At 35.6% G+C, this 25457-nt stretch carries 24 protein-coding genes; 15 read left to right on the top strand and 9 right to left on the bottom strand.

Going from position 1 to position 25457, the window contains the following annotated elements; genetic code table 11:
- Positions 1-22 precede the first annotated feature (22 nt).
- Positions 23-1381, bottom strand: a complete 1359-nt coding sequence (locus AC0NBN_RS04530; RefSeq protein WP_143882886.1) for a c-type cytochrome — start codon at positions 1379-1381, stop codon at positions 23-25.
- A gap of 184 nt (positions 1382-1565) precedes the next feature.
- On the opposite strand from AC0NBN_RS04530, the gene AC0NBN_RS04525 reads away from it, so the two are divergent.
- Positions 1566-2096 (top strand): SPOR domain-containing protein, encoded by a 531-nt coding sequence (locus tag AC0NBN_RS04525; protein ID WP_160812113.1) that lies wholly within the window; start codon positions 1566-1568, stop codon positions 2094-2096.
- Between the two features lie 47 nt (positions 2097-2143).
- Here the strand turns inward: AC0NBN_RS04525 and AC0NBN_RS04520 are convergent, their stop codons facing one another.
- The 5 genes from AC0NBN_RS04520 to AC0NBN_RS04500 all read right to left on the bottom strand — a co-directional run bounded on the left by AC0NBN_RS04520 (position 2144) and on the right by AC0NBN_RS04500 (position 9350).
- Positions 2144-3418, bottom strand: coding sequence for a DUF6080 domain-containing protein (locus tag AC0NBN_RS04520; protein WP_160812112.1), 1275 nt, complete (start codon positions 3416-3418; stop codon positions 2144-2146).
- A gap of 64 nt (positions 3419-3482) precedes the next feature.
- Positions 3483-5018 carry a protein adenylyltransferase SelO family protein gene (locus tag AC0NBN_RS04515; protein ID WP_160812111.1) on the bottom strand — a complete coding sequence of 512 codons (1536 nt, stop codon included), beginning with the start codon at positions 5016-5018 and terminating at the stop codon, positions 3483-3485.
- A 76-nt stretch (positions 5019-5094) separates the two neighbouring features.
- Positions 5095-7476, bottom strand: coding sequence for a transglycosylase domain-containing protein (locus tag AC0NBN_RS04510; protein WP_160812110.1), 2382 nt, complete (start codon positions 7474-7476; stop codon positions 5095-5097).
- Complete coding sequence (locus AC0NBN_RS04505; RefSeq protein WP_143882891.1) at positions 7463-7951, bottom strand: gliding motility lipoprotein GldH; 489 nt, start codon at positions 7949-7951, stop codon at positions 7463-7465. The genes AC0NBN_RS04510 and AC0NBN_RS04505 overlap by 14 nt, the downstream gene beginning before the upstream one ends.
- Positions 7944-9350, bottom strand: coding sequence for a regulatory iron-sulfur-containing complex subunit RicT (locus AC0NBN_RS04500; protein ID WP_160812109.1), 1407 nt, complete (start codon positions 9348-9350; stop codon positions 7944-7946). Before AC0NBN_RS04500 ends, AC0NBN_RS04505 begins: the two co-directional genes overlap by 8 nt.
- A 278-nt stretch (positions 9351-9628) precedes the next feature.
- On the opposite strand from AC0NBN_RS04500, the gene AC0NBN_RS04495 reads away from it, so the two are divergent.
- From AC0NBN_RS04495 to AC0NBN_RS04480, 4 genes are all read left to right on the top strand, one after another.
- Positions 9629-10867, top strand: coding sequence for an OmpP1/FadL family transporter (locus AC0NBN_RS04495; RefSeq protein WP_143882893.1), 1239 nt, complete (start codon positions 9629-9631; stop codon positions 10865-10867).
- A 9-nt stretch (positions 10868-10876) separates the two neighbouring features.
- Positions 10877-12316, top strand: coding sequence for an SGNH/GDSL hydrolase family protein (locus AC0NBN_RS04490; protein ID WP_160812108.1), 1440 nt, complete (start codon positions 10877-10879; stop codon positions 12314-12316).
- A gap of 84 nt (positions 12317-12400) precedes the next feature.
- Positions 12401-13339, top strand: a complete 939-nt coding sequence (locus tag AC0NBN_RS04485) for a ribose-phosphate pyrophosphokinase (RefSeq protein ID WP_143882895.1) — start codon at positions 12401-12403, stop codon at positions 13337-13339.
- Positions 13340-13395: 56 nt separating this feature from the next.
- Entirely contained in the window at positions 13396-14031 is a 636-nt protein-coding gene (locus AC0NBN_RS04480) for a 50S ribosomal protein L25/general stress protein Ctc (RefSeq protein WP_143882896.1), read from the top strand.
- A 60-nt stretch (positions 14032-14091) separates the two neighbouring features.
- Here the strand turns inward: AC0NBN_RS04480 and AC0NBN_RS04475 are convergent, their stop codons facing one another.
- On the bottom strand, positions 14092-14919 hold the full coding sequence (locus AC0NBN_RS04475; RefSeq protein WP_160812107.1) for a GLPGLI family protein: 828 nt from the start codon (positions 14917-14919) through the stop codon (positions 14092-14094).
- Between the two features lie 146 nt (positions 14920-15065).
- On the opposite strand from AC0NBN_RS04475, the gene AC0NBN_RS04470 reads away from it, so the two are divergent.
- The 6 genes from AC0NBN_RS04470 (at position 15066) to sufD (ending at position 20044) form a co-directional block, all read left to right on the top strand.
- Entirely contained in the window at positions 15066-15395 is a 330-nt protein-coding gene (locus AC0NBN_RS04470; RefSeq protein ID WP_089744592.1) for a HesB/IscA family protein, read from the top strand.
- Between the two features lie 76 nt (positions 15396-15471).
- The gene (sufB, locus tag AC0NBN_RS04465) at positions 15472-16920 is read left to right on the top strand and encodes a Fe-S cluster assembly protein SufB (RefSeq protein WP_143882898.1); all 1449 of its coding nucleotides are present in this window, start codon (positions 15472-15474) and stop codon (positions 16918-16920) included.
- Positions 16921-17065: 145 nt separating this feature from the next.
- Positions 17066-17446, top strand: a complete 381-nt coding sequence (locus tag AC0NBN_RS04460; RefSeq protein WP_143882899.1) for a GxxExxY protein — start codon at positions 17066-17068, stop codon at positions 17444-17446.
- A gap of 99 nt (positions 17447-17545) precedes the next feature.
- Positions 17546-18289 (top strand): Fe-S cluster assembly ATPase SufC, encoded by a 744-nt coding sequence (gene sufC / locus AC0NBN_RS04455; protein ID WP_143882900.1) that lies wholly within the window; start codon positions 17546-17548, stop codon positions 18287-18289.
- A gap of 117 nt (positions 18290-18406) precedes the next feature.
- A complete protein-coding gene (locus tag AC0NBN_RS04450; protein ID WP_474467221.1) occupies positions 18407-18715 on the top strand; it encodes a four helix bundle protein in 309 nt (102 codons plus the stop codon).
- Between the two features lie 21 nt (positions 18716-18736).
- Positions 18737-20044 carry a Fe-S cluster assembly protein SufD gene (gene sufD, locus AC0NBN_RS04445; protein WP_160812106.1) on the top strand — a complete coding sequence of 436 codons (1308 nt, stop codon included), beginning with the start codon at positions 18737-18739 and terminating at the stop codon, positions 20042-20044.
- Between the two features lie 134 nt (positions 20045-20178).
- Here sufD and AC0NBN_RS04440 read toward each other — a convergent pair whose 3' ends face one another.
- On the bottom strand, positions 20179-21105 hold the full coding sequence (locus AC0NBN_RS04440; RefSeq protein WP_160812105.1) for a DUF3078 domain-containing protein: 927 nt from the start codon (positions 21103-21105) through the stop codon (positions 20179-20181).
- Positions 21106-21266: 161 nt separating this feature from the next.
- On the opposite strand from AC0NBN_RS04440, the gene AC0NBN_RS04435 reads away from it, so the two are divergent.
- The 4 genes from AC0NBN_RS04435 (at position 21267) to AC0NBN_RS04420 (ending at position 25214) form a co-directional block, all read left to right on the top strand.
- Entirely contained in the window at positions 21267-22034 is a 768-nt protein-coding gene (locus AC0NBN_RS04435; RefSeq protein WP_160812104.1) for a rhomboid family intramembrane serine protease, read from the top strand.
- Between the two features lie 29 nt (positions 22035-22063).
- The gene (gene dprA / locus AC0NBN_RS04430) at positions 22064-23173 is read left to right on the top strand and encodes a DNA-processing protein DprA (RefSeq protein WP_160812103.1); all 1110 of its coding nucleotides are present in this window, start codon (positions 22064-22066) and stop codon (positions 23171-23173) included.
- 192 nt (positions 23174-23365) lie between these two features.
- Positions 23366-24724, top strand: coding sequence for an NADP-specific glutamate dehydrogenase (gene gdhA / locus AC0NBN_RS04425; RefSeq protein WP_143882904.1), 1359 nt, complete (start codon positions 23366-23368; stop codon positions 24722-24724).
- A gap of 187 nt (positions 24725-24911) precedes the next feature.
- Positions 24912-25214 (top strand): DUF1801 domain-containing protein, encoded by a 303-nt coding sequence (locus AC0NBN_RS04420; protein WP_160812102.1) that lies wholly within the window; start codon positions 24912-24914, stop codon positions 25212-25214.
- 76 nt (positions 25215-25290) lie between these two features.
- On the opposite strand, the gene AC0NBN_RS04415 is transcribed toward AC0NBN_RS04420, so the two are convergent.
- On the bottom strand, positions 25291-25457 hold a 167-nt coding region (locus AC0NBN_RS04415), incomplete at its 5' end, for a YkgJ family cysteine cluster protein (RefSeq protein ID WP_474467278.1).

Below are 25457 nucleotides of genomic sequence, written 5' to 3'. Positions count from 1 at the left end.
TATACTTCTAATTTTTTAGTTATTAATAATGACATTTACCACATTCAAGACCTCCAATCGCATCTACCGTAATCTTACCGCCATCTTTAGGATATTGCTTTTTAAGCTTTTCGTGTAGATTTTTGAAGTATTCTTTATTATAACCGTTGTTCATATCAATCTCTGTCGTTCTGTGACATTCGATACACCATCCCATCGTAAAGTCATTTGCCATCTGTACAACATTCATAGTATCAATCTTACCGTGACAAGCTTTACAAACTACGTCGATTTTGTTATCCGGATTTTTCTTATTGAATGAGTTGATGATTGCCTGCTCACCTGCAACAACGTGCTGTGCGTGATTGAAGTAAACGAAATCCGGCATATTGTGAATTCTCGTCCATTCTACAGGGGTAGTTTTTCCTGTATACTGCTGTTTTTCAGGATCCCATCCGGTTGCTTCGTAAATCTTTCTGATTTCACCATCATAGAATGCCTTATCTTTTCCTGGCTCAATATATTTACCGTTGTACTCAGAGATAGTTCTGTGACAGTTCATACAAACATTCATAGAAGGAATTTCTGAAACTTTACCATATTTTGCACTTGAGTGACAAAGCTGACAGTCGATCTTATTTTCACCAACGTGAATTTTGTGAGAGAAATAAATTGGCTGTTCAGGTTTATACCCTTTATAAACACCAATCCACATGATCCAGTTCCAAACTCCGTAAGCAGCCAGTATCGCTAATATCGCTAAAGCTCCTTTTCCGATGTAGTGGTACTTTTCGTAAATTTCTCTGAATGATTTTACTCTTGTTTCATCAAGACCTGCCAAATCTTCTGACTGTCCCAATTTCACCAATTGTCTTAACTTAATTAAGATCCAAACTAACAAACCTGCAATTGCCAAAAGTGAAATAATCACAATGCTTGAAGTTGTGTTATTAGCAGGAGCCTGAGCCGCATCAGCACCAGCTGCAGCAGTCTCGGGTGCTTTTTCCGGTTCCGGAGCCGGAGGATTAGTTGTGTACTCTAAAATATCATCAATATCCTTTTCAGAAAGATTAGGAAACTGCTGCATTTCAGTTTTGTTGTACTTTTCATAAACCTCATTAGCATACTTGTCACCAGAAGCCCTTAAAGCTTTATTGTCTTTAATCCACTTATAAAGCCAGTCTTTCCCAAGTCCCTGTTCGGTTTCAAGTCTTGCAACCACACCTTTCAACGCAGGCCCTACAACCTGTTTGTCTAATGCGTGACACGCCGTACAATTTGCTTTGAAAAGTTTTTCGCCGTTTTTAGGATCGCCGGCCTGCCCGTAAATTGAAGCACTTGTTGATAGCAATAATCCTATCGCAATCAGCCCTTTTTTATAATGCTTTCTCCAACTAATCATTTAAATTATCTTATGTTAGTAAATATTGAGTATGTAATCAATTCCGCAAAAATAATATTTTTAAGAAGAATTTAACGACCTTAACAAAAGGTAAAATGTCATTTCTGTTTAATTTATAACTATTCTAAATAGCCAAGTTTGCGGGGTTTTTATAATTATCCTAAATTTGCTGAAACAACTTTAAATGAAAAATTTAATCAAAATAATTGCTGTTATATCTTTTGTAAGTTTTTATACTGTTGATGCACAACAGGTTGTAAAGAAAGACACCTTAGCCGGAACAGAACTTGTAATAACGATGGACGCTAAAGTAAATGATGCTTTGTCTTCTCTGGAAAACAAATGCGCAACTTCTAATGCTTCAAAAGCAAATTCCGAAGATGATGTACCATCAAAACCTTCCAAAATATATGTTCCCAGCCGCGAACTTACCAATGCTGAAATATGCAGAAGAAATCCGAGAATTTTAGGTTACAAAATCCAGATAACAACTGTAAAAAGTAATGATGAAGCGAATGAAATCAAAACTTATTTCAGAAAAAGATTTCCAGGAATAAAGGTTGAAACTGATGCCTCTTTGAGACCTAATTATAAAATTCTTGCGGGAAGCTATTTTACCAAGCAAAGTGCAGCCGGAGATCTTGCAAAAATTAAAGAATACTTCAAGTCTGCTGTTGCAATACAATACAGGGTTTTCTGTGCAGAAGCAAAATAATTTTCACTTAAAAAAATCATTAAACCGGAAGTAGTTTTCCGGTTTTTTTATTTGTAAAAATGATTGATGAAGTCAAAAAACTCAAGCATTCTGAAGAAATTATTTTGTATCAGAAAAACCAGAAATACACCTAAAGTCACCGTTAAGAACGAAACTATTTTTGGTGATTGCCGATAACTGAAAAACAGCCACCCCAACATTAAAGGAAAAATAAAAACAAAGTGTCCGCCATAAATGTAAGAAGTGTGCAGTCCGAAACGGAATACGCAATGAATAAAAACATCCACCAGCAAAGAAAGCATGAGAATCTGAACAAGCTTATTTCTGAAATTTTTAAAGTAGCTCCAAATCATAAAACCCAACAATAATCCTACAAAAATATACGGGAAAACAGAAGTGTAAACATCCATAAAGAGAGCCTGATAATAAAACCCTTTCATATTATGTTTTTCACGAATAAAAAATCCGGGAAATAATATATTTCCGCCAAAAAAATAAGAAATGATCATATCCCAAACAGGAACAGACTTTACATTGGAAAATTTCTCATACTGCTCACCGGATTTTGAAAGAATATTCTGATACTTAAAATCAATTCTGTAAAGATAAAGCAAAGCAAAAATGATAATTGTACTCGAAACTCTAAATACTGCATTTCCAAATCTTTTCCAGCTTCTAAACACATCTTTTTCAAATAAAACCGGAACAAAAACTTTTACAATATTTGTAATGGTAAGGCCTCCAATAATAACTCCGCCCAAAACCATGGCAGAGCCAGCAATTTTTTTATCTTTTTTGAATTTTACAGCAGTATAATAGTTAAATAAAACCAAAAAGAACAAGGTATAGGTATAAGTTTCAGGTGTGAAAGATAAAAGTATGTTGGTAGAGAAAACACTGAAGAAAACTACAATCAGGACATTTAACCATAAAGGAAGTCCTATTATATTTTTCAAATATTTAAAAATCTGAACTAAACTTAAACTTATGGTGAAATTACTCAGCCAAACTAAAGTGAGTCTGAAATTACTACCTGTTTTACCATCAGAAATAAAAAAAGCAAGCTCTCTTATCCAATTAAAGAAATAGTAAGAAAGCGGATGTCTTTCAAAACTTCCACCCGTCATTACAATAGCCTTATTATCAAAACTGAAATAAGCATCCCACGGAATTCTTGCATCAAAAACGATTCTGTAATGCTGTGCAAGATAAGTTCCTAAGATACCATAGGCACTTACAAAAAAAAGGAATAACAACAATTCCGACCACGTAGAAGGAAAAACAATTTTGAAAAAAGAAGCCAGTTTGGATTTGAAAGACACTTGTAAATTTTTTGCAAAAGTAAAACAAAAAACCCACCTGTAAGGCGGGAAATGTAATTTTAGATCATGAACTGCATGACAGCATTGAACATCCGGAAACATCATCATAACCTGAAGGTCTTTTTACTGAAAATTCAGGAAAAATGTCTTCATAAGGCTTTTCTAAAGCTTGAACTAATTTTTTCAGCATTTCATCATTGCCGGTGTTAATTTCTTCAATACATTCATACAAGAGATAATTTCGGAGAATGAATTTTGGATTACTTTTCTTCATTAATTCCAGAGATTCATTACTTGATATATTGTTTTCTAACAGTCTTTTCTGGTATGCATTCATAAAGTGATTAAGCTTGCTTATTGCCGTTTCATCTAAAATGCTATAGGAAACGGACGAAAAATTAACATCTTCCTCGTTGCGGCTTTTTTCCAGTTCATTAAAAAACAAAGTATAATCCAGCTGAAGTTCATGCATCAATCCCTGCCAGTTGGTGAAAAATTCTTCGTCTGTTTTTCTTGGTTTATCAAAGCCAAATTTCCGGCAAAGCATTTCGTCATGCTTTTCCCAAAAATAAGTTCCGTAATTATTTAGCGCTTCTTCCAAAAATTTTTCATCGTTAATTAAAGGAAATAAAGCATTGGCAAGCTGCCATAAATTCCACTGCGAGATTTGTCCCTGCTTTCCAAAAGCATATCTTCTTCCCGGAAGATCAGTAGTGTTGGGTGTAAAATTCAGATCATATTCATCCATCATAGAAAACGGTCCGTAATCTATAGTTAAACCCAGAACCGACATATTATCAGTATTCATCACTCCATGCACAAAACCAACCCTTAACCATTCTACCATCAGATCTGCAGTTCTTTTACAAACTTCATTGAAAAATTCTTTATATCTATCTCCATTGACAGATTTTATATCAGTAAAATAATTTTCAATGGTGAAATCGGCTAATTTTTTTAATGTATCATATTCTCTTTGTGATGAAATCAGTTCGAAATGACCAAAACGAAGAAAACTTTCAGCAGTTCTCACAACGACTGCTCCTTTTTCTTCCTGAGGATTTCCGCTGTACATAATGTCGCGTACAACATTTTCACCGGTAAGACATAAACTTAAAGCTCTGGTTGTGGGAATCTGTAAATGAAACATCGCCTCACTCATCAGATATTCCCTTACTGAAGAACGAAGCACAGCTCTGCCGTCGGCATGACGGGAATAGGGTGTAGCTCCTGCTCCTTTCCATTGTATTTCAGTTTTCTTTCCAACATAATTGGTAATCTCACCGGCAAAAATTGCACGTCCGTCTCCCAATTGACCTGCCCAATTACCGAATTGATGTCCGGCATAAGCAGTAGAATAAGTTTTAATATGGTTTGGAAGATTGGTGGCGGCTAAAAAATTAAGATCTTTTTCATGAAATGTTCCCAATCCTATATCTTCAGAAAGTCTTTCATTAAAAGCAATTAATTCCGGATGATCAAAACCCACTGTTGCAACAGTAGAAAACAAAACTTTAGGAGTGTTTCTCTGCATGGTATTTCCGGAAAAGTCTCCAGGAAATATTTCTATAAATGGTTGTTTAATATTTTCAATATTCATAATCCAAAGGTATTAATTATAAAAGAAAAGACCCTTCAATTTCATTGAAAGGTCTTATGATAATGATAAGGAATCTTTATTTATTAAAATCAATGTTTTCTCCTGTATTGAGATTTTCATTGACATTTTCTTCTTTCTTCCCTGTATTGCTTTTTGGAGTATTATCTGCAGGCTTTGGATTTTTTAAATCATCAATAGTCTGCAAACCGCCCTCATCACCATATCCTCCTCCTAATCCACGCAGATTATTGCAGCCGTCTTTCCAATCACTTGGTTTTACAAACTTGTCATCCGGTGAAATTTTGAGACTTTTATCTGCCCAGACTTTTTTCATAAAAATCGCCCAGATTGGTAAAGCCATCTTGGCTCCCTGTCCTTCACCTGTTCCGTAGAAGTGAGTAGCTCTGTCTTCCCAGCCAACCCACGCTCCGGTAGCCAGCTTCGGTACAATTCCCATAAACCAACCATCCGAATTATTCTGCGTAGTTCCTGTTTTTCCGGCAATTTCAACTGCTTTAGAAACACCCCTTCTTCCCAATTCTCCTGATGCAGTACCAAATTCTGCAACACCTTTCATCAATTCAATCATTGTATAGGCATAATTAGGATTCATCACTTCTTTAGGCTCCTGGTTTACTTCCTTGATTACTCTTCCGTTGACATCTTCAATTCTCCAGATCATTTCAGGTTTGTTATAATTACCATAATTGGCAAAAGTACTGTAAGCTCCCAACATTTCATAAATTGTAATATCTGAAGATCCCAATGCCATTGGGAGGCTTGTGGAAATTTCTTCTGTCACCCCTAAATCTCTTGCTGTCTGTATTACACTCTGCGTTCCCGTCATTTCAGCTAATCTTACTGCAACAGGGTTTTTTGAATGTGCTAATGCATTTTTAAGTGTTAACATTCCTCCAGAACCTTCAACAACCCAACTTCCTTTTCTATAAGTTGCATTTGAAATTGTTGAACAAGGAGTTAATCCTAATTTCATGATCGCAGTTGCATACACGAAAGGCTTGAAGGTCGAGCCAACCTGTCTTTTTCCCTGTTTGATGTGGTCATATTGAAAATGCTGCCAGTTGATTCCTCCAACCCAAGCTTTAATTTCACCTGTTCCCGGAACCATCGACATCAACCCTGCCTGTGCAATCTGTTTATGATAGCGAATGGAATCCCACGGACTCATTTCTACCTCTTCTTCACCTGCCCAAGTGAATCTTGTCATTTTCACAGGCTTATGAAACTCCATTAAAATGGAATCTTCAGGAATTCCTGCCCTGCTTAGCTGCTTATAACGACCTGTTCTTTTTACCGCCTGCATCATCACTTTATTTGCCTGCTGATCATTCAAAAAATAAAATGGTCTGTTTTTTCTTCCTCTCTGTTCTGCATCAAATCTTCTTTGAAGATCTGTTAAGTGCTCTTTTATGGATTCTTCAGCATATTTCTGCATTTTGGAATCCAGAGTGACAAAAATTTTAAGCCCGTCTTTATAAAGATTTAGTTTTTTACCTGTTTCTTTTTCATAATCTTTCAGATAATTATCAATTTCTTTTCTAAGATAAAACTTATAATAAGCGGAGTAATCGTCTGTAATATCTTTTATTGGATGATAATCTGTTGTGATAGGTGTATCTACAGCTTTGTCACGGGTGGCTTGGTCTATATATCCTGTTTCAAGCATTTGATCCAGCACAACATCTCTTCTCCTTTTAGCCCTTTCTGGATTTCTTAACGGATTATTAGCAATAGGAGCCTCTAACATAGAAACAAATACAGCCGCTTCTGGAAGAGTAAGTTGTGACGTTGATTTATTGAAATAAATTTTTGACGCCATTTCAATACCATTGGCATTGTGTGTAAAATCAAATTTATTAAAGTAAAGGGTAATAATTTCTTCTTTTGTATATCTTTTCTCAAGACTTACGGCTACAACCCATTCTTTAAGCTTTTGAATAGCTCTTTTTACCGGATTTTTAGAAGGCTCTTTTGTAAATAAGAGCTTTGCCAGCTGTTGAGTAATAGTAGAACCGCCACCTCTTTTCCCTCCATAAATAACAGCTCTTGCAACAGATTGCATATCAATTCCTGAATGTTCTTTAAAACGCTCGTCTTCTTTTGCCTGAAGAGCATAAATAAGGTGAGGAGGCAGATTTTTATATTCAATCGGCTGAGTTTTCTCTTTTTCGAATTTTCCTAAGAGAACGCCATCCGAAGAATAAATTTCAGAAGCAACATAGATGTCTGGGTTTTCAAGTTCTTTTACATCGGGCATTTCCCCAAGAAAGCCCTGAGAAACTGCAAAAAACAGTCCCGATATCCCTAAAACCACTGCAATAAGACCAATCCAGATAAATTTGACCCATTTTTTCCAGACTGTATTTTTTTGATTTTTTTTAGGAGGAAGCGGAAATGTTTTTCCTTTGCTTCCAGTATTTTGCTTATTTTGTTCCATTTGTATTTGCACTTACGGTTTTTGCCGTTTCTACTTTTATACCTAGATCCTCAATTCCCGGAAGATGATCATTTCTCATGGCCTGAGAAACTTCAATTTCATAGCTCCCCTTTTCCGGAAATCTATAATTCAGTTTATACTGAAATAATGTTTCCTTTGTTTCGCCAAATCCTGTCCCCAACCACTCTCCATTTGGTTTTGCCAAAATATAATTCAGCGTATCAGTTTCTGCTTTCTTGGTTTTAGGATTGGTGAGATTCACAATAAATCTTATATTGCTGTATGGATAATCATTATTGTTTCTTACAACAAATATAATATTTTTAGGATTTTCAGGATCCGAAATTTCAAGATTAAACTTTTGCCGGATATTTTTATCCCATTTATTATCAACATGATTCATGATCACATTCTCATCAGAAGCATTGCATCCTGCGAGAATCATAAGAAGAACAAAACATGAAATTTTATGCATTATTGTCTTTTTTGGGAGGGAATTTCTTTTTAAACTTCTTTTTAGGCGGTTGATTTTGAGGTTTATTATCGGAATCACTTACTGCAGATTCCACCTTTACCATTGGAGGTTTTTGCTGCTGTTTTGGTGATTTTGGATTATTATTATTTGGAGGTAAATTTGGTTTAGACGGACGCTCTGCTCTTACAGGCTTGTCATCTTTATCAAATTTTTCAGAACGCACGTTTTTGTCACCTGTTTCATTTCTATTTCTTCTAGAACTGTTATTATTGTTAGGCTTATTCTGATTTCTGTTTTTGTTAGATCCACGGTTTTTCTTCTCAAATCGGTCGACACTGTTTTCCTGAATCAAATCAACAGTCTGAACAGCAACATCCGGCTGTTTCAATTCTTCAAGAGGTAACGTTTTTTCGCCTTTTTTATTTTTTGCGATCATTTTTTTTACCAAAGCCACATCAAAGTCATACCACGCCATTGAGCTGTCTACATATGCAAACCACATTTTCTTTTTAAAGACATCAATTTTAATACAAAAAGCTCTTCCCTTTTCTGTATCTAGTGTAGTTGATGATGACGGGAAATCGCTTAATGCATCCAGATAGCTGTCTAATTCGTAATTCAGACAACATTTAAGTTTACCGCATTGTCCTGCCAGTTTCTGGGGATTAATGCTTAACTGCTGATAACGAGCGACATTTGTGTTCACAGATCTGAAATCTGTCAGCCATGTAGAACAGCAAAGCTCTCTTCCGCAAGATCCTATTCCTCCTACTTTTGCAGCTTCCTGACGGAAACCGATTTGTTTCATATCAATTTTTGTACGGAAAGTCCCGGCAAATTCTTTAATCAACATCCTGAAATCTACACGATTATCAGCTGTATAATAGAATGTAACCTTAGAACCATCACCCTGATATTCCACATCTGTAATCTTCATTTCAAGACCAAGTCTGTGCGAAATCTTTCTGGATTCTATTTTTACGCTTTCTTCCTTTTTTCTGGCTTCCTGCCAGACTTCTATATCTTTTTGATTGGCTAGCCTGTATATTTTAGGTATTCCATCTTCAGAAAATCTTTTTTTCTTCATCTGGATTTTTACCAATTCCCCTGTGAGACTTACTACGCCCACATCATGTCCCGGACTCGATTCTACTGTTACTACGCTACCTATATGTAATGGAATATTATTTACATTTTTATAAAATAATTTTCTGTCATTTTTAAACCTAACCTCCACAAAATCACACCTGTTCGATGCAGGATTTTGTACATTGGAAAGCCAGTCGAAAACACTTAATTTATAACTATTACCGCAGGTATTTACACTTTCACAGCCATTCGCAGATTTTGTTCCGCAAGAATGTGCAGAATCGCCGGATGTTTTACATCCACAACTCATATTATAATTTATTTAATCTTGCAAATTTATTGATTTTTATCTTTATAGCATTTCCAAATGTACTAAATATTAATTTCTTGCTTTGTTTAAGGTTAAACAAATGCTTTTTCATAGGTTAAAAATATAATTAACAACCATTAAAACAGATAATTGAATAGTTTTAGTTTGAAAATACTATTTTAAACATAGTTTTCTTTTGGTGTTATGTTTAAAATATTAAGAAATATTAACAGACGTATGTAAAATAACTTTATATTTGACTTATATAATAATAGTCTATGAAAAAAATATTAATATCAACTGCTTTATTAGCTGGGGTTTTATCTTACGCAGGAGGCTTCAGAGTTTCTTTGCAAGGGGTAAAACAACTGGCAATGGCACATACGAGTGCCCATGCTGAAGACGCAAGTGTAGCGTTCTTCAACCCAGCAGGGATGTCATTCATTCCATCAAAACTAAGTATTGTTGCGGGAGGTTTCGGAGCAAGTAATAAAATAACTTTTCAAAATCTGAATACTTTAACAAGCACAGAAACAGATAATCCTCTTGGAACGCCTATTTATGCTGCTATTGCTTACAGACCTATCAAAAATTTATCCGTAGGTTTCAGTTTTACCACTCCTTTCGGAAGTACAATTCAGTATCCGAATGACTGGGAAGGAAAAGAGCTTGTACAGAAACTTGAGCTGAAAAGCTTTTATTTCCAGCCGATGGTTTCCGTAAAAATGGCAGACTGGCTTTCTTTTGGTGCAAGTTATATTTACGCCAAAGGAAAGGTTGATTGGGATAAAGCAGTCACTCAATTCAGCGGAACAGTTAACATTAATGATGATGAAGCGAGCGGACATGGGTTTGGTTTCGGATTTTATTTCAGACCTGATCCTAAGCTTGATGTAAGTATTGCTTACCGTTCTCCTGTTGATATGAAAGCCAAAAACGGAACGGCAACCTTCAGAGTCCCTGCCCAAAATACCGTAAACGGACTTTTAGGTCTTAATGGCGCAGGACAGGACAGCTTTACTGCAACCTTACCGCTTGTAGAAGAGTACACTATTGGTATGACTTACAAGGTTACGCCTAAATGGCTCATTTCTGCAGACTTTAACTATCACGGATGGCAAAGGTACAGCAAGCTTACTCTAGATTTTGCTAATGCGCCTATCGGAAATCAGGCAGATCCTACCGTTTTGGTTTCTCCTAAAAACTTCCGAAATGCAAAAACTTTCAGATTAGGAACTCAATATGCATTTACCAATATGATCTATGGCCGTCTTGGGGCATATTATGATGAATCGCCGTATTCTGACGAGAATTTCATTCCGGAAACTCCATCATTCAATACCTATGTTGTAACGGGAGGACTTGGATTTAAACTAAAACAATTCGGAGTTGATATTGCAGGAGGTTATGCGATGCCGCAGTCTAGAGATGTAAAAAATTCAAACCTTGGTTTCTACGGTCAGGCTAAAGCACAGGCATTCTATTTTGGTCTGGGATTATCTTATAACGCATTTTAATTGAATAATATGAAAAAAATAATAATATCTACACTTACTGTTTCTGCTTTGTTTTTTACAACCAGCTGTGAAACAGATTTTGACACCGATGTAAAAGATATAGTCGTGAGCAAAGGTGAGGCAGATTTTACAAGATACGTTGCTTTAGGAAACTCATTAACTTCCGGTTACAGAGACGGTGCCCTTTACAGTGATGGACAAAAGGAATCTTACCCAAATATGCTTTCAATGCAGATGAAACTTGCAGGCGGTGGCGATTTCAAACAGCCAATGATGCCGAATAACGTGGGAGGATTTATCGGAATCCCCGGTTTTCCAGGAAAATTAGAGCTAAAAATGGTTAATGGCGCGTTATCTCCAGTAAATAATAGCGCTGCCGCTACATTGGATAATATTGCTTCAGGAGGTTCATATCAAAATATGGGTGTTCCGGGAGCAAAAGTTTCTCATTTGCTGGCTCCTGGCTACGGTAATCCTGCAGGACTTTCAGCGGGATTGGCAAATCCTTATTTTGTAAGATTTGCTGCTAATCCCACTACTTCTTCTGTTGTAGGAGACGCTCTTGCTCAGAACCCAACTTTTATCTCTTTATGGATTGGCGCTAATGATGTATTAGGATACGCTACTTCAGGAGGTGACGGATCAAACCCCATAACTCCTGTTGATGGAACTGCGGGAGTTGGCTTTACAAGCACTTATACTACTTTAATCAATACGTTGTTTCCGGCAGGAACTACAAGAAAAGGAGTAATTGCAAACATTCCGAGCGTAACAAATGTTCCTTTTTTCACAAGAGTTCCGGCAATGCCACTGACCAATCTGACGGATGCTCAGGTTTCTCAGTTGAACGGAGGTTATGCTGCTTACAACGCAGGATTAGCGCAGGCAAAAGCCTTGGGCGCAATCAACGATGCTGAGTATCAAAAAAGATTAATAAAATTTACTGCAGGAACCGGTGCTAACGGAGCTGTTATCGTAGATAAAGATTTATCTCCTGTTCCTGGATTACCAAAATACAGACAAACTACTTCAAAGGATTATATTTTATTAACCGCAAGTGCTGTTCTTACCCCTCAAGCTGGTGGAGGAACTTCCGTTCCTTTAGAAGATAAACTTGTACTTACGGAAATGGAAGCTGCAAAAGTTTTAGCTGCAACAGCATCTTATAATACAACCATCAAATCATTGGCCGATTCTAAAGGTCTTGCATTTGTTGATATGAATGCAAAAATGCTGGAACTTAATTCGAAATCCGGAATTGTGTGGAACGGAGTAAAATATACTGCAACGTTTGTTACAGGAGGAGCATTCTCTTTGGACGGAGTTCACCTTACCGGAAGAGGATATGCTATTGTTGCCAATGAATTTATTAAATCAATTAATGCTAAGTACAAATCTACTTTACCAGAGGTTGATTCAAATAAATATTCAGGCGTAACTTTCCCTTAAAATAAAGGAAATGTAAAAACTTAGAAACCACAGGATTGATTCTTGTGGTTTTTTTTTAAATTTGCACAATCTTAAAAAGTAAAAATGGCTGATCAACAAAGTTATCTGTTTTCAACAAGAACAAGCAAGGATCTTGCAGAAAAAATCGCCCAGCATTATGGGAAAGAATTAGGAAAAATTATCATTCAGGAGTTCAGCGACGGAGAGTTTGAGCCTGTTTTGGACGAATCCGTGAGAGGAGGAAGAGTATTCCTTATCGGATCTACCTTTCCGCCAGCAGACAATCTTTTAGAACTGCTTCTAATGATTGATGCTGCTAAAAGAGCTTCTGCAAAAAGCATCACTGTTGTACTTCCTTATTTCGGACTTGCAAGACAAGACAGAAAAGACAAGCCAAGAGCTCCGATAGGAGCAAAACTGGTTGCCAATCTTTTAACAGCAGCCGGAGCGACAAGAATCATGACGATGGATCTTCATGCAGACCAGATCCAGGGATTCTTTGAGATTCCTGTAGATCATTTGTATGCTTCTACCATCTTTGTTGATTACATCAAAGACCTAAATCTGGATAATCTTACCATTGCATCTCCGGATATGGGAGGTGCCAAAAGAGCAAAAAATTATGCCGGTCACTTAGGAGCAGATGTTGTGATTGCTTATAAAGAAAGAAAAAAAGCAAATGTGGTAGAGGAAATGTTTTTGATTGGCGACGTAGAGGGTAAAAATGTCATTCTGATTGATGATATGATTGATACCGCAGGTACACTTTGCAAAGCCGCTGATATTTTAATGGAAAAAGGAGCAAAATCTGTAAGAGCGATGGCAACTCACGGGGTACTTTCAGGAAAGGCTTATGACAATATTCAAAACTCCAAATTACTGGAAGTTATTGTAACTGACTCAATTCCTGTAAAAACATCTTTGTCATCTAAAATAAAAGTGCTATCTTGCGCCCCATTATTTGCAGATGTTATGAAGATGGTACATGAGCACCAATCTATCAGCAGCAAGTTTGTTATATAACTCATAAACAGACTATTGCAAATTAAACTAAAAACAATTTTTTAAATTTTTTATAAATGAAATCTATTACAATTCAAGGTACAAAAAGAGAAAGCGTGGGCAAAAAGTCTACAAAAGCTTTACGTGATGCTGAATTAGTTCCTTGTGTTGTTTACGGAGGTGGTGAACCATTGAACTTCTCTGCAACAGAGAAATCTTTCAAAGGTTTGGTATATACTCCTGAAGCACACACGGTATCTATTGAGGTTGATGGTCAGACAATTCCGGCTGTTCTTCAGGATATCCAGTTTCACCCGATTACAGACAAAATTATTCATGCAGACTTTTACAGATTATCAGACGATAAGCCTGTTATCATGGAGGTTCCTGTAAGAATTACTGGTCGTTCTAAAGGTGTTGTAGCTGGTGGTGTTCTTCGTCAGTCTTTCAGAAAATTAAAAGTAAAAGCTTTACCTGCTAACTTACCGGATGAGATCGTGGTAGATGTTACTCCATTAAAGATTGGTAACAAACTTTATGTAGGTGGTATTAAAGCTGAAGGATATTCTTTTATGCATCCTGACAACGCAGTTGTTGTAGCTGTTAAGATGTCTAGAAATGCAATGAAAGGAGGTGCAGCAGCACAGGATGATGATGAGGACGAAGTAGAAGGAGAAGCTCCTGCAGCTGAAGAAACTACTGCAGCAGAATAAGATTTTCTTACTCTAAATATAAAAAACCTGTCGCTTTGACAGGTTTTTTTGTTGACAATATTACAGCTCAATAGGATTACTGTTGTTTTTCACTTCTTCTTTTATTCTTTCCTCTATTCTTTTTCGCATTTCCGCAGGATTCTGACTACGGTTTCCGCCCATTCTCATCGGCGCAGAAATTCCTCCTGAAGACTGATTCATAAATGACATCGGATCAGAGACAAATTTTTGCTGCTGCTTGATATAATCTTTACGTTTTACCTTGACCACATTCCCAAACTGATTCATTTCCGGAAAATCTGAAATTTTATAATTTCTCATCAAATCAAAAGAATAATCACCTTTAGTATCTTCAACTTTCACTATCAATCCGGGTAATCCGCTGAATTTGTACGGTCCGTCCTGATACGGGAGATCTGTTGTAAACCATGCCGTCCACTTTCTTCCGCCAAAATCAGTTTCAGCTTTTTGTACTTTATAATCCCCTATTTTCATCGTTTCAGATAAGATTTTCCATTCTACAGGTCTGTCTTCTTCATAAGAATAAATATCTCTTCCTATCCTGTCTTTATAAATTGTTTTTTGATCTTTTTTACTTTTTTCAATTGAATAATTGATGGAAGATCTAAAATTTTGCATTTGTTCACGATTAAAACCTCTTGCACCACCACTTTGGAAACCCGCCCGAATCACAGAATCTCTTTTTATTCTGTTTTCAGAATAAAACATTGATTTTTCAGCTGAAATATCAAGATATGCATTTTCAGTTTTTACATCATTTTTATCTTCCGCATTAGGTTTCATTGTAACCTGATAAACAAACCTGTTGGCTTGGGCGAAAGAAAGCTGCGCAATGAGTACCAATGCAGCAAATCCTATTTTTTTCATTGTTCTTATTATTTAGTCTTTTGATTTTAAAAGAAATGTAAAGTTAAAGCTATCAATCATAAATATAGGTAAAATAAAAATGCTAATTTTTATTTCCTAATAATTGTTCGTATTTTTGCATAATTAAATCATTCTAAATAAATACAATGATAAAGGTTTCAGATCAGGCAAAGGTAAAAGCGGTTCAGCTGATGACAGAGGATGGCTTTAACCCTGCTGAAGATTATATAAGAGTTGGGGTAAAAAGTGGTGGATGTTCAGGTCTAGAGTATGTTTTGGGTTTTGATAATAAAAAAGAAGAAACCGATCAGATTTTTGAAGATAACGGAATTAAAATAGTTGTCGAAAAAAAATCTATACTTTATCTGGCAGGTACCACCTTAGAATATTCCGGAGGTTTAAATGGAAAAGGATTTGTTTTTAACAATCCGAATGCATCCAGAACGTGTGGTTGTGGAGAGAGTTTTTCTTTATAATTAGAAATTAGAGTCAGATTTGGAAAGCAGATTATGCGAAATCTAAATCTTAGCCTAAAATCTAAAAAATATCAAAATGAGTAAATATACTGAAGACGACCTTAGAGTCGATCTGGAAAATAAAAAATACGAATTCGGCTGGGAAACCAAAATTGATTACGAAGATTTCCCAACGGGTTTAGACGAAGATATTGTCCGCGCAATTTCTGCAAAAAAGGAAGAGCCGGAATGGATGACAGAATGGCGACTGGAATCTTTCAGGATATGGAAGAAAATGACAGAGCCGGATTGGGCAAACATTAAGTATGAGAAGCCTGATTTTCAGGCAATTCGATATTATGCCGCACCTAAAGTAAAACCTGAACTGGCAAGTCTGGATGAGGTAGATCCTGAATTATTGAAAACTTTTGAAAAATTAGGAATCAATATTGAAGAACAGAAAAGACTTTCGGGAGTTGCAGTAGACATTGTAATGGATTCTGTTTCCGTGAAAACAACCTTTCAGGATACATTAGCAGAAAAAGGAGTTATCTTCTGTTCAATTTCAGAAGCAATCAAAAATCATCCTGATCTGGTTAAGAAATATCTTGGAAAAGTAGTTCCGAGAGGAGACAATTTTTATGCAGCTTTAAATTCCGCAGTATTCTCAGACGGAAGTTTCTGCTATATTCCAAAAGGGGTAAGATGTCCGATGGAATTATCTACATATTTCCGTATCAATCAGGCAGGAACAGGTCAGTTTGAAAGAACACTTGTGATTGCGGATGAAGGAAGTTATGTATCTTATCTTGAAGGCTGTACTGCTCCATCCAGAGATGAAAACCAGCTTCACGCCGCAGTGGTTGAACTGATTGCTTTGGATGATGCTGAAATTAAGTATTCTACCGTTCAAAACTGGTATCCCGGAAATGAAGAAGGAAAAGGTGGTGTTTTTAATTTTGTAACCAAAAGAGGTCTTTGCGAAAGAAGAGCAAAAATTTCCTGGACTCAGGTTGAAACAGGTTCTGCGGTGACGTGGAAGTATCCTTCTTGTATCCTGAAAGGAGACGGTTCGATCGGTGAATTCTACTCTATCGCAGTAACCAATAATCATCAGTATGCCGACACAGGAACAAAAATGATTCATATTGGAAGAAATACGAAATCAACCATTATTTCAAAAGGAATTTCTGCCGGAAAATCTAATAATTCATATAGAGGATTGGTGAAAGTAATGCCTTCAGCAAAAGGAGCCAGAAACTTTTCTCAATGTGATTCTTTATTAATGGGTAACGAATGTGGTGCGCATACTTTCCCTTATATAGAAATTAAAGATCCTTCTGCACAATTGGAGCATGAAGCAACGACTTCAAAAATCGGGGAAGATCAGATTTTTTACTGTAATCAGAGAGGAATTGATACTGAAAGAGCAATTGCATTAATTGTAAACGGTTTCAGCAAGGAAGTTCTCAACAAATTACCAATGGAATTTGCTATTGAAGCTCAGAAATTATTGGAGATTTCTTTGGAGGGTTCTGTAGGATAGTTTTTAACGCAAAGCAAGACAAAGTTTTTTTTAATTGTTTGAAAACATTTTAAAGTTAAACTATGCCGCTAAAGCTTAAGAAAGTAATACAATTTTATTTTATCAGACATCAAGAACTTGTTTATCTTTACGAAAATAACATAAGATGAATGAAAACGAAATTTCAAAAATTGTATTCGAAAGCGGATTAAAAATTCACAGACAAATTGGAATAGGATTATTCGAAAGTGTTTATGAAGAATGCTTGTATTATAAAATTCAAAAAACTGGGTTAATAGTAGAAAGACAAAAGTTCTTGGACGTTACCTATGATGAATTAGTAATACAGAAAGCCTTTAAAATGGATCTACTTATTGAAAACAAAGTAGTTTTAGAAATAAAATCAGTAGAAAATCTGAACAGTTTTCATGCTTCTCAACTGAAAAACTATTTGAGATTGGGAAATTATAAATTGGGAATGTTATTAAACTTTAATTCTCAATTATTTAAAAATGGTGTCAAAAGAATTGCAAACGGTTTAGACTAATTGTATTTCGAAAATAAGTGAAACGCCATTGTTTAACTTAAAACATATACGCAACTTAAATCAGCTTGTTTAACCTTGCGATAATTTATATAAATTAAAATGTTAAATATTAAAAACTTACACGCCAGAATTGAAGATGGCGCTCAAATTTTAAAAGGTATCAACCTAGAAATAAAGCCGGGCGAAGTTCATGCAATCATGGGACCCAACGGAGCCGGAAAATCTACCCTTTCATCTGTTATTGCAGGAAAAGAAGATTATGAAATAACCGAAGGCGAAATTATTTTTGATGGTGAAAATATCATCGAAGATGCGCCCGAAGAAAGAGCCCATAAGGGCATTTTTCTTTCGTTTCAATATCCTGTAGAAATTCCCGGAGTTTCTGTAACTAATTTTATTAAAGCTGCAGTAAACGAAACAAGAAAGGCAAACGGATTTGAAGATATGCCTGCAAAAGAAATGCTGGCAATGATTCGTGAGAAGTCTGAGAAATTAGGAATCAAAAAAGATTTTCTTTCCAGATCATTGAACGAAGGTTTTTCCGGAGGTGAAAAGAAAAGAAACGAAATTTTCCAGATGATGATGCTGAATCCTAAATTAGCTATTTTGGATGAAACAGATTCAGGATTGGATATTGATGCTTTGAGAATTGTGGCAGACGGCGTTAATGCTTTTAAAAATGAAGGAAATGCAGTTCTTCTGATTACGCATTATCAAAGATTATTAAATTATATTCAGCCTGATTTTGTACACGTTTTAGCTAACGGAAAAATCATCAAAACCGGAGACAAGTCTTTAGCACTGGAACTAGAAGCTAAAGGCTATGACTGGCTTCTAAATTAATTTGAGGTTCGATATTTGAAATTGACATTGTGGGAACAATAAACAATTTTGAAGACTTAGAAATTTGGAAGAGTTCAAGAAACTTTTGCCAATTGATATATCAAAATTGCCTGCAAAATGAAAAATTTCTTAATCATCACAAATCGACAGAGCAGCTGCTTCAGTAATGGAACATTGCAGAAGGTTTTGAAAAGGGAAGATAATAAAGAATTTATCAATTTTTTATCAATGCCAAAAGGTTCTCACGGTGAAGTACGTTCACAATTAATCAGAGCATTTGATAGAAATTTTAATAACGAAAATGAATTTAATGATTTGAAGAATGATCTTACGGATTTATCTAAAATGATTTCTGGTTTTATGAGATATTTAAAAATATTAATCATAATGGAAATAAATTTCAGCGTCCTTAATTTTAAATTTTAAATCTAAATTTCAAATTATATAATGAGTTTAAACGAACAAATTTTAAACAATCACAGCGAATTCCTAGGCACACTCCGTCATCGTTTTTTACATGATACAAGAGTTGAAGCATTGAGGAAATTTTCGCAGATTGGCTTTCCAACAAAGAAAGACGAAGAATATAAATACACCAACATTAAGGAAATCATTGAGAAAGAATATAATTTCTTTCCGAAAGAAAGCCATAATATAACAAAAGAACAGCTTGATGAGCTGCATTTAGGAGAAGAAAACTTTGACTGGATTGTTTTTGTAAATGGTAAGCTTCACAAAGAATTTTCTAAGATTTCTATTGAAAATGCAGAATTTTTATCTTTCAATTACGCTTTGAATGATGAGAATCACAAAGACGTTTTCGATCAGTATTTCAATACAATTGCTTCAAAAGATTTAGCTTTTACCAATCTGAATGAAGCCTACTGCAAATACGGATTTTTCCTGAAAGTCCCTAAAAATGTAGTAATTGAGAAGCCAATTCACATATTTTACCTTTCACAAAATCAGGAAGAAAATACTTTCTATAACACAAGAAATTTATTGATTGCAGAAGAAGGTGCGAAAGTAGAGATTATTGAAAGTCACCACAATTTTGATGAAACGTATGTTTTTACCAACTCTGTGACGGAAATTTTTACCCACTCCAATGCAAAAGCAGACTGGCATAAGCTTCAGAATGACAATGATACGTCTTATATGGTTGACCATACTTTTGCAAAACAGGAAAGAGACAGTTTGACTACAGTAAATACTTTTTCTTTCGGCGGAAAACTGGTTAGAAACAATCTTGATTTTATTCAGAACGGTGAAAATATCAATTCCTTTATGAACGGAATTACCATTATCGGAAAAGATCAATTAGTAGATCATCATACTGCTGTTCATCACAATCAGCCTAACTGCGAAAGTTACCAGAATTATAAAGGTATCTTTAAAGATCAGTCTCACGGGGTTTTCAACGGAAAAGTTTTCGTTGACAAAATAGCACAAAAGACCAATGCTTATCAGCAGAATAATAATGTTCTTTTAAGCGAAGGCGCTACTATTGATACAAAACCACAGCTGGAAATTTTCGCAGATGATGTAAAATGTTCTCACGGCTGCACCGTAGGACAATTAAATGAGGATGCATTATTCTATCTGAGAGCAAGAGGAATTTCTAAAAAAGAAGCACAGGCGTTATTGTTATTTGCTTTTGCCAATGATGCGATGCAAAATATTGACATTGAACCTCTAAAAGAAAAAATTTCTAAACTTTTGACAGAAAAGCTCGAAGTAAATATTGAGTTTTAATTTATTTCTAAAATACAAAAGTCCGTTTCATTTGTTATGAAACGGACTTTTTTTATGATTTCTCTGACTTTTCTGAAAGGGATTTTTGATTCACATATTGAGTTTTGAAACAATTCTTTTCATATTAGAGATTATCATTTCAGCCAAGTCTGATTATATTTTTTGGCAGAACGCTTCACCCCGTTATTAATATTATAGGCAAGCCCAATTCCCAATGTTTGTTTAAGCTGAGTTTTCTGAATCTGATTGTGGTCGTACATCAGATCTACCGTAATTATTGAAGATATGTACTTATTGATCTTCATATTCAGAAGCATATTATACGAAAGAACCATGTGATCGGGATTTTCAAGATAATTAGAAAAGACAGATGCCGTATTGGTCATTTCAATATTTTCCATCAATTTTACTTTGTAAATCGCTGTTCCCAAAAAACCAAGCTGCATCAGGAAAAAATCTCCATCAGATTTCAAACCGTAATTTCCCGCCAATTGCAATTCTTTATCCAGAACAAAAGTAAATCTCCCGTTGGCAGGCCTTAAGGTAACAGTAAGGTTTTCATCAGGCCTATAGGTGATACCCAAACCGGCATTTACATAACCCGGCGCCATAAAATTTGATATTTTTTTAGCTTCAGGATTGTTACCGTCTTCAAAACCTCCCGAAAACTGTGAAAGTAAACTTGCTCCCGCAGACACATACCAGCTTTTTGAGAACTGTCTTCCGTAATTACTGGAAAAATTAATGACATCCTGAGTTTTTCTGGTTCCGATTCCTTTGGTTGTATTTTGTCCATAATTTAAAATAATGACATTTTCCCAAAGATTACGGTCTTTCTCATAGGTAAGATTATAATTAGCATTAGCGAGCCACCCAACATTATTGGCTCCTCCTCCTACCCAATTGGAAAAAGCTACCTGATTAAACAGAAGGCTGTTTTTAACATCAACAGACCAGTATTTGGGCTTCTCAATGGTATCAACAGCTGCAGAATCACTCACTATAACCTGTGCATAAGCACTCATTGCAGAACATAAAAATAACACAAAAAGTTTTTTCATGAAGTTGTGTTTACTTAGTTTAAAAATTAGATAAGAATGAATATTCTTAAGGTTTGAAAATCAAATTTATTACTTTTTGTCTCAAATAGCAACTTAAGAGACCAATCATCGCCAAAATTACCGAAATTTATCCTTGGCTTTTGATTTGACAGCATACAGATATGATTAAAAATATAATTCATAAAAGAGCGGTTATTGTTCCGGTGATCATGATCGCAGCCATGTGGTTTGGATTTTTACTCCAAAGCATGGGCTTTTTTTCAAGTTGTTTCGGCTCCATTATTCCTCTGCTTCCGGAAGGCTTGTTTGGCATTATCACCTCACCTCTTTTACATGGAAATGTAGATCATATTGTAAGTAATTCTATTCCTATTATATTCCTTTTATTTCTTTTATATCAGTTTTATCCTGAGGTAGCTAACAAAGTTTTCTTATTAGGGTGGATCAGCAGTGGTTTTCTGCTTTGGATTCTTCCTCCTATAGATATTTTCACGGGTGAATATCTCTATACCTGTACAATCGGAGCCAGCGGAGTAGTATATGTACTTGCATTTTTTCTTTTTTTTGCAGGAGTTTTCCGTTGGAATATGAAACTTCTTACTATTTCGCTTCTCGTTGTTTTGTACTACGGAAGCCTTATTTGGGGAATGTTTCCCGAAGAGCTGTTTTACACAATGAACGAGCCAAGCAAAATTTCCTGGCAGGCTCACCTATCCGGCGCTCTTATAGGCAGCATTATGGCATTTACTTTTAAAAAATCAGGAGAAAAAAAGAAAAAATTTATCTGGGAATTTCCGAATTATTACAGTGAAAAAGATGATAAACTCTGGCAGGAATATAAAGAAAATAATCCTGACGATTTTCTGGAACTTCCGTATAAAAAAAGAGATGATATCTGGGATCATTTGGATGAACTCAGAAAGAAATAATTTGATTATTTTTGAAAATAAAAACACAGATGTATAAAGAAGAACATCTCTATTCTATCGCTTTAAGGCAGTGCAGTTACATAGGCGACATCATATTCAGCAAATTGGTAAGAACTTTCGGCAGCGCAAAAACTGTTTGGGAAACTACTAAAAAAGATCTTGCTGAAGTTGACGGGATTGGAAAAAAAACAGTTTCGGATATTGGCAATCCTGAACACCTGAAGTTTGCCGAAAAAGAAATCCAATTTTGTGAAAAAAATTATATCCGCATCAATTTAAGGCATCAGAAAGACTTTCCGTTTCTGTTGAATGAATGTGATGATGCTCCTGCAATCTTATACCAAAAAGGAACTTTTGATCCTCATCTAAAATGTGTAAGCATTGTAGGAACAAGAAATATGACTTCCTACGGAAAAAAATTTATTGAAGATTTTTTCACTGAAACAAAGCACAGCAAGTACCAATCAATAAGTGGTTTAGCATTGGGTGTAGATAAAGAGGTTCATGAATATTCTCTGGAAAATGGTATTCCCACTACAGCCGTTTTAGCTCATGGGTTTCATACTTTATATCCCTCAAAAAACAGAAAACTTTCAGAGAAAATACTGGAAGAAAATGGAGCTTTACTTACCGAATTTAATACTACCCGAAAACCTGACCGGGAAAATTTCATCCAAAGAAACAGGATTGTAGCAGGAATTTCACCAGCTACAATTGTTGTAGAAACAGCGTTTGGAGGTGGCTCTGTAAGTACAGCAACATTTGCAAACAGCTATAATCGTGATGTTTACGCACTTCCGGGAAAAATTACAGACAAATACAGTCAGGGATGTAATCAGCTGATATTCCAGCACAAAGCTACTGCCATTTCCACTATTAAGGATCTCAGAGAATCTTTAGGTTTGCATCAGTCATCAGAAACTACAGGCGAACTTTTTCCTCAGAGTACAGCTTCCATTCAGCTTACTGAAAATCAAGAAGAAATATACCGATCTATCTTAGCCAATCCTCACATAAGTTTAGATGATTTAGCTGAAAAAAATTCTCTGCCTTCACATAAAATTTTACCTATAATTCTTGAACTTGAGCTTTTGGGCAAAGTAAAATCATTTTCGGGGAGACAATTTACAGCTTTGTAAGAATTAATGATTTCTTAATATTTCATTATTTCACAAATAACATTTAATTTTTAATAATATTTAAACAATAATTATCATACTTACAATATTATGTCGCATTATTATTCAATTTTCAACAAATAACAAATCAGCTATTGTGAATCTTGAAAAAAAAATTAAATTTGTTGAGATAATATTCAACCCTTACCTAATATGGAACAATATAATGTTGACCAGAAAATTCAGGAATTTATTGCAAAAATTGAAGCAAAAAACCCGAATGAACCGGAATTTTTACAGGCTGTAAAAGAAGTTGCCGTTACGGTAATTCCTTTTATTTTGACAAGAAAAGAATATACAGGCATGAAGCTGCTTGAAAGAATGGCTGAAGCTGAAAGAATTATTATTTTCAGAGTTCCGTGGGTTGACGATAAAGGTGAAATCCAGGTAAACAGAGGTTTCAGAATCCAGATGAACTCAGCAATCGGACCTTACAAAGGAGGAATCCGTTTTCATCCTACCGTAAATCTTTCTGTATTGAAATTCCTGGCTTTTGAGCAGGTTTTCAAAAACTCTCTTACTACGCTCCCGATGGGCGGTGGAAAAGGAGGTTCAGATTTTGATCCGCAAGGAAAATCCGACATGGAAGTAATGCGTTTCTGTCAGGCATTCATGACCGAATTGTGCAAACATGTAGGTCCTGAAACAGACGTTCCTGCCGGAGATATTGGAGTTGGAGCAAGAGAAATCGGATATTTATTCGGTCAGTACAAAAAGATCAGAAATGAGTTCACCGGAGTTCTTACAGGAAAAGGTCTTGCTTACGGAGGATCATTAATTCGTCCTGAAGCTACAGGTTACGGTGTGGTGTATTTCGCAGAACAAATGCTGAAAACAATCGGACAGACTTTCAAAGATAAAATCGTTACGGTTTCAGGATTCGGGAATGTTGCATGGGGCGTAATCAAAAAAGTAAACGAATTGGGCGGAAAGGTTGTTACCATTTCAGGACCAGACGGTTACGTATATGACAAAGACGGAATTGAAGGCGAAAAAATTGAATATTTACTAGAGCTTAGAGCTTCCGGAAACAACAGAGCTGAAGATTACGCAAAAAAATATCCTTCGGCTGAATTCCATTCAGGAAAACGTCCTTGGGAAGTGAAATGTGATGTTGCGATTCCTTCTGCAACACAAAACGAGCTTGATTTTGAAGACGCTAAAATTTTGGTTGATAACGGATGTATGTGCGTAACTGAAGCTGCCAATATGCCTTCAACTCTGGATGCAATCAATTACTTCCTGGAGAAAAAAGTATTATTCTCTCCTGGTAAAGCGTCTAATGCAGGTGGTGTTGCTACTTCAGGTCTGGAAATGACTCAAAACTCCATCAGACTTAACTGGACTTCTGAAGAAGTAGATGCGAGACTGAAAGAAATCATGATCGGTATCCACAAAGCTTGCCGAGACTATGGTAAAGAGGAAGATGGCTATGTAAACTACGTAAAAGGTGCAAATATTGCCGGCTTTGTAAAAGTAGCCGAAGCAATGTTGGCTCAGGGAGTAGTATAAAAATATAAAAGGTCGGGAAGTTTTTCCGACCTTTTTTCTTAAAGCCTGTTCCCGGGAATAAATGGGAAAAAAGTAATAGTGAAAGTGAAAGCGTTGAAATTTTCAGCGCTTTTTTTTATTTTTAATAAATGAAAAATACGTATGAAACCTTCGAAGGATACTTTCTTCTTTTCCCGGCAGAACACAGATGAAACTGAAGGCTATAAGAGATATGGTACATCTACAGATTTCTAATGCGGAAGAATGTATTAGTTACCAAATGCCTGCTTTCAAATATAAAAATAAACCGCTGATTTATTTTGCTGCGTATAAAAATCACATTGGCTTTTATCCGCTTCCCGAGACGTTGAAAAAATTTGAAAAAGATTTTACTGAAAGAAAATACAGCTTTTCAAAAGGTGCAGTGCAGTTTCCTTTGGAAGAACAATTGCCTTTGGCTCTTATTGAAAAAATGGTACAATTCAGAATTGCTGAAATAGATGGAATTTAAGTTTTAAACTATTTATAATCAGCGCTATAATTTGATGAAAATGATACAATTGATGACTAAACTGCTGTAAGGAATACTATTTATTCAAATTTTTCATCATCCTTTCCACAAATTCAAAGGCAGCCGGACAAATCACTATATTTTTCATCATTAAATGATTGATCTGGTAGATTTTTTTACGGTCTGTGTGAGGATATTCACGGCATGCTTTAGGACGGACATCATAAATAACGTGAGTTCGAT

The sequence above is a fragment of the Chryseobacterium sp. L12 genome, from assembly GCF_056133985.1.
This window is presented reverse-complemented; position numbering and strand designations above follow the sequence as displayed.

What these genes read in the sequence shown, in the direction of transcription:
- AC0NBN_RS04515 (WP_160812111.1), bottom strand. Translation starts at nt 5,018, where the DNA reads ATGAATATTGAAAATATTAAACAACCATTTATAGAAATATTTCCTGGA.
- sufC (WP_143882900.1), top strand. Translation starts at nt 17,546, where the DNA reads ATGTTAAATATTAAAAACTTACACGCCAGAATTGAAGATGGCGCTCAA.
- AC0NBN_RS04435 (WP_160812104.1), top strand. Translation starts at nt 21,267, where the DNA reads ATGATTAAAAATATAATTCATAAAAGAGCGGTTATTGTTCCGGTGATC.
- dprA (WP_160812103.1), top strand. Translation starts at nt 22,064, where the DNA reads ATGTATAAAGAAGAACATCTCTATTCTATCGCTTTAAGGCAGTGCAGT.
- AC0NBN_RS04490 (WP_160812108.1), top strand. Translation starts at nt 10,877, where the DNA reads ATGAAAAAAATAATAATATCTACACTTACTGTTTCTGCTTTGTTTTTT.
- AC0NBN_RS04525 (WP_160812113.1), top strand. Translation starts at nt 1,566, where the DNA reads ATGAAAAATTTAATCAAAATAATTGCTGTTATATCTTTTGTAAGTTTT.
- AC0NBN_RS04500 (WP_160812109.1), bottom strand. Translation starts at nt 9,350, where the DNA reads ATGAGTTGTGGATGTAAAACATCCGGCGATTCTGCACATTCTTGCGGA.
- AC0NBN_RS04475 (WP_160812107.1), bottom strand. Translation starts at nt 14,919, where the DNA reads ATGAAAAAAATAGGATTTGCTGCATTGGTACTCATTGCGCAGCTTTCT.
- AC0NBN_RS04480 (WP_143882896.1), top strand. Translation starts at nt 13,396, where the DNA reads ATGAAATCTATTACAATTCAAGGTACAAAAAGAGAAAGCGTGGGCAAA.
- sufB (WP_143882898.1), top strand. Translation starts at nt 15,472, where the DNA reads ATGAGTAAATATACTGAAGACGACCTTAGAGTCGATCTGGAAAATAAA.
- AC0NBN_RS04450 (WP_474467221.1), top strand. Translation starts at nt 18,407, where the DNA reads ATGAAAAATTTCTTAATCATCACAAATCGACAGAGCAGCTGCTTCAGT.
- AC0NBN_RS04485 (WP_143882895.1), top strand. Translation starts at nt 12,401, where the DNA reads ATGGCTGATCAACAAAGTTATCTGTTTTCAACAAGAACAAGCAAGGAT.
- AC0NBN_RS04505 (WP_143882891.1), bottom strand. Translation starts at nt 7,951, where the DNA reads ATGCATAAAATTTCATGTTTTGTTCTTCTTATGATTCTCGCAGGATGC.
- AC0NBN_RS04420 (WP_160812102.1), top strand. Translation starts at nt 24,912, where the DNA reads ATGAAACTGAAGGCTATAAGAGATATGGTACATCTACAGATTTCTAAT.
- gdhA (WP_143882904.1), top strand. Translation starts at nt 23,366, where the DNA reads ATGGAACAATATAATGTTGACCAGAAAATTCAGGAATTTATTGCAAAA.
- AC0NBN_RS04470 (WP_089744592.1), top strand. Translation starts at nt 15,066, where the DNA reads ATGATAAAGGTTTCAGATCAGGCAAAGGTAAAAGCGGTTCAGCTGATG.
- AC0NBN_RS04440 (WP_160812105.1), bottom strand. Translation starts at nt 21,105, where the DNA reads ATGAAAAAACTTTTTGTGTTATTTTTATGTTCTGCAATGAGTGCTTAT.
- sufD (WP_160812106.1), top strand. Translation starts at nt 18,737, where the DNA reads ATGAGTTTAAACGAACAAATTTTAAACAATCACAGCGAATTCCTAGGC.
- AC0NBN_RS04530 (WP_143882886.1), bottom strand. Translation starts at nt 1,381, where the DNA reads ATGATTAGTTGGAGAAAGCATTATAAAAAAGGGCTGATTGCGATAGGA.
- AC0NBN_RS04510 (WP_160812110.1), bottom strand. Translation starts at nt 7,476, where the DNA reads ATGGAACAAAATAAGCAAAATACTGGAAGCAAAGGAAAAACATTTCCG.
- AC0NBN_RS04460 (WP_143882899.1), top strand. Translation starts at nt 17,066, where the DNA reads ATGAATGAAAACGAAATTTCAAAAATTGTATTCGAAAGCGGATTAAAA.
- AC0NBN_RS04495 (WP_143882893.1), top strand. Translation starts at nt 9,629, where the DNA reads ATGAAAAAAATATTAATATCAACTGCTTTATTAGCTGGGGTTTTATCT.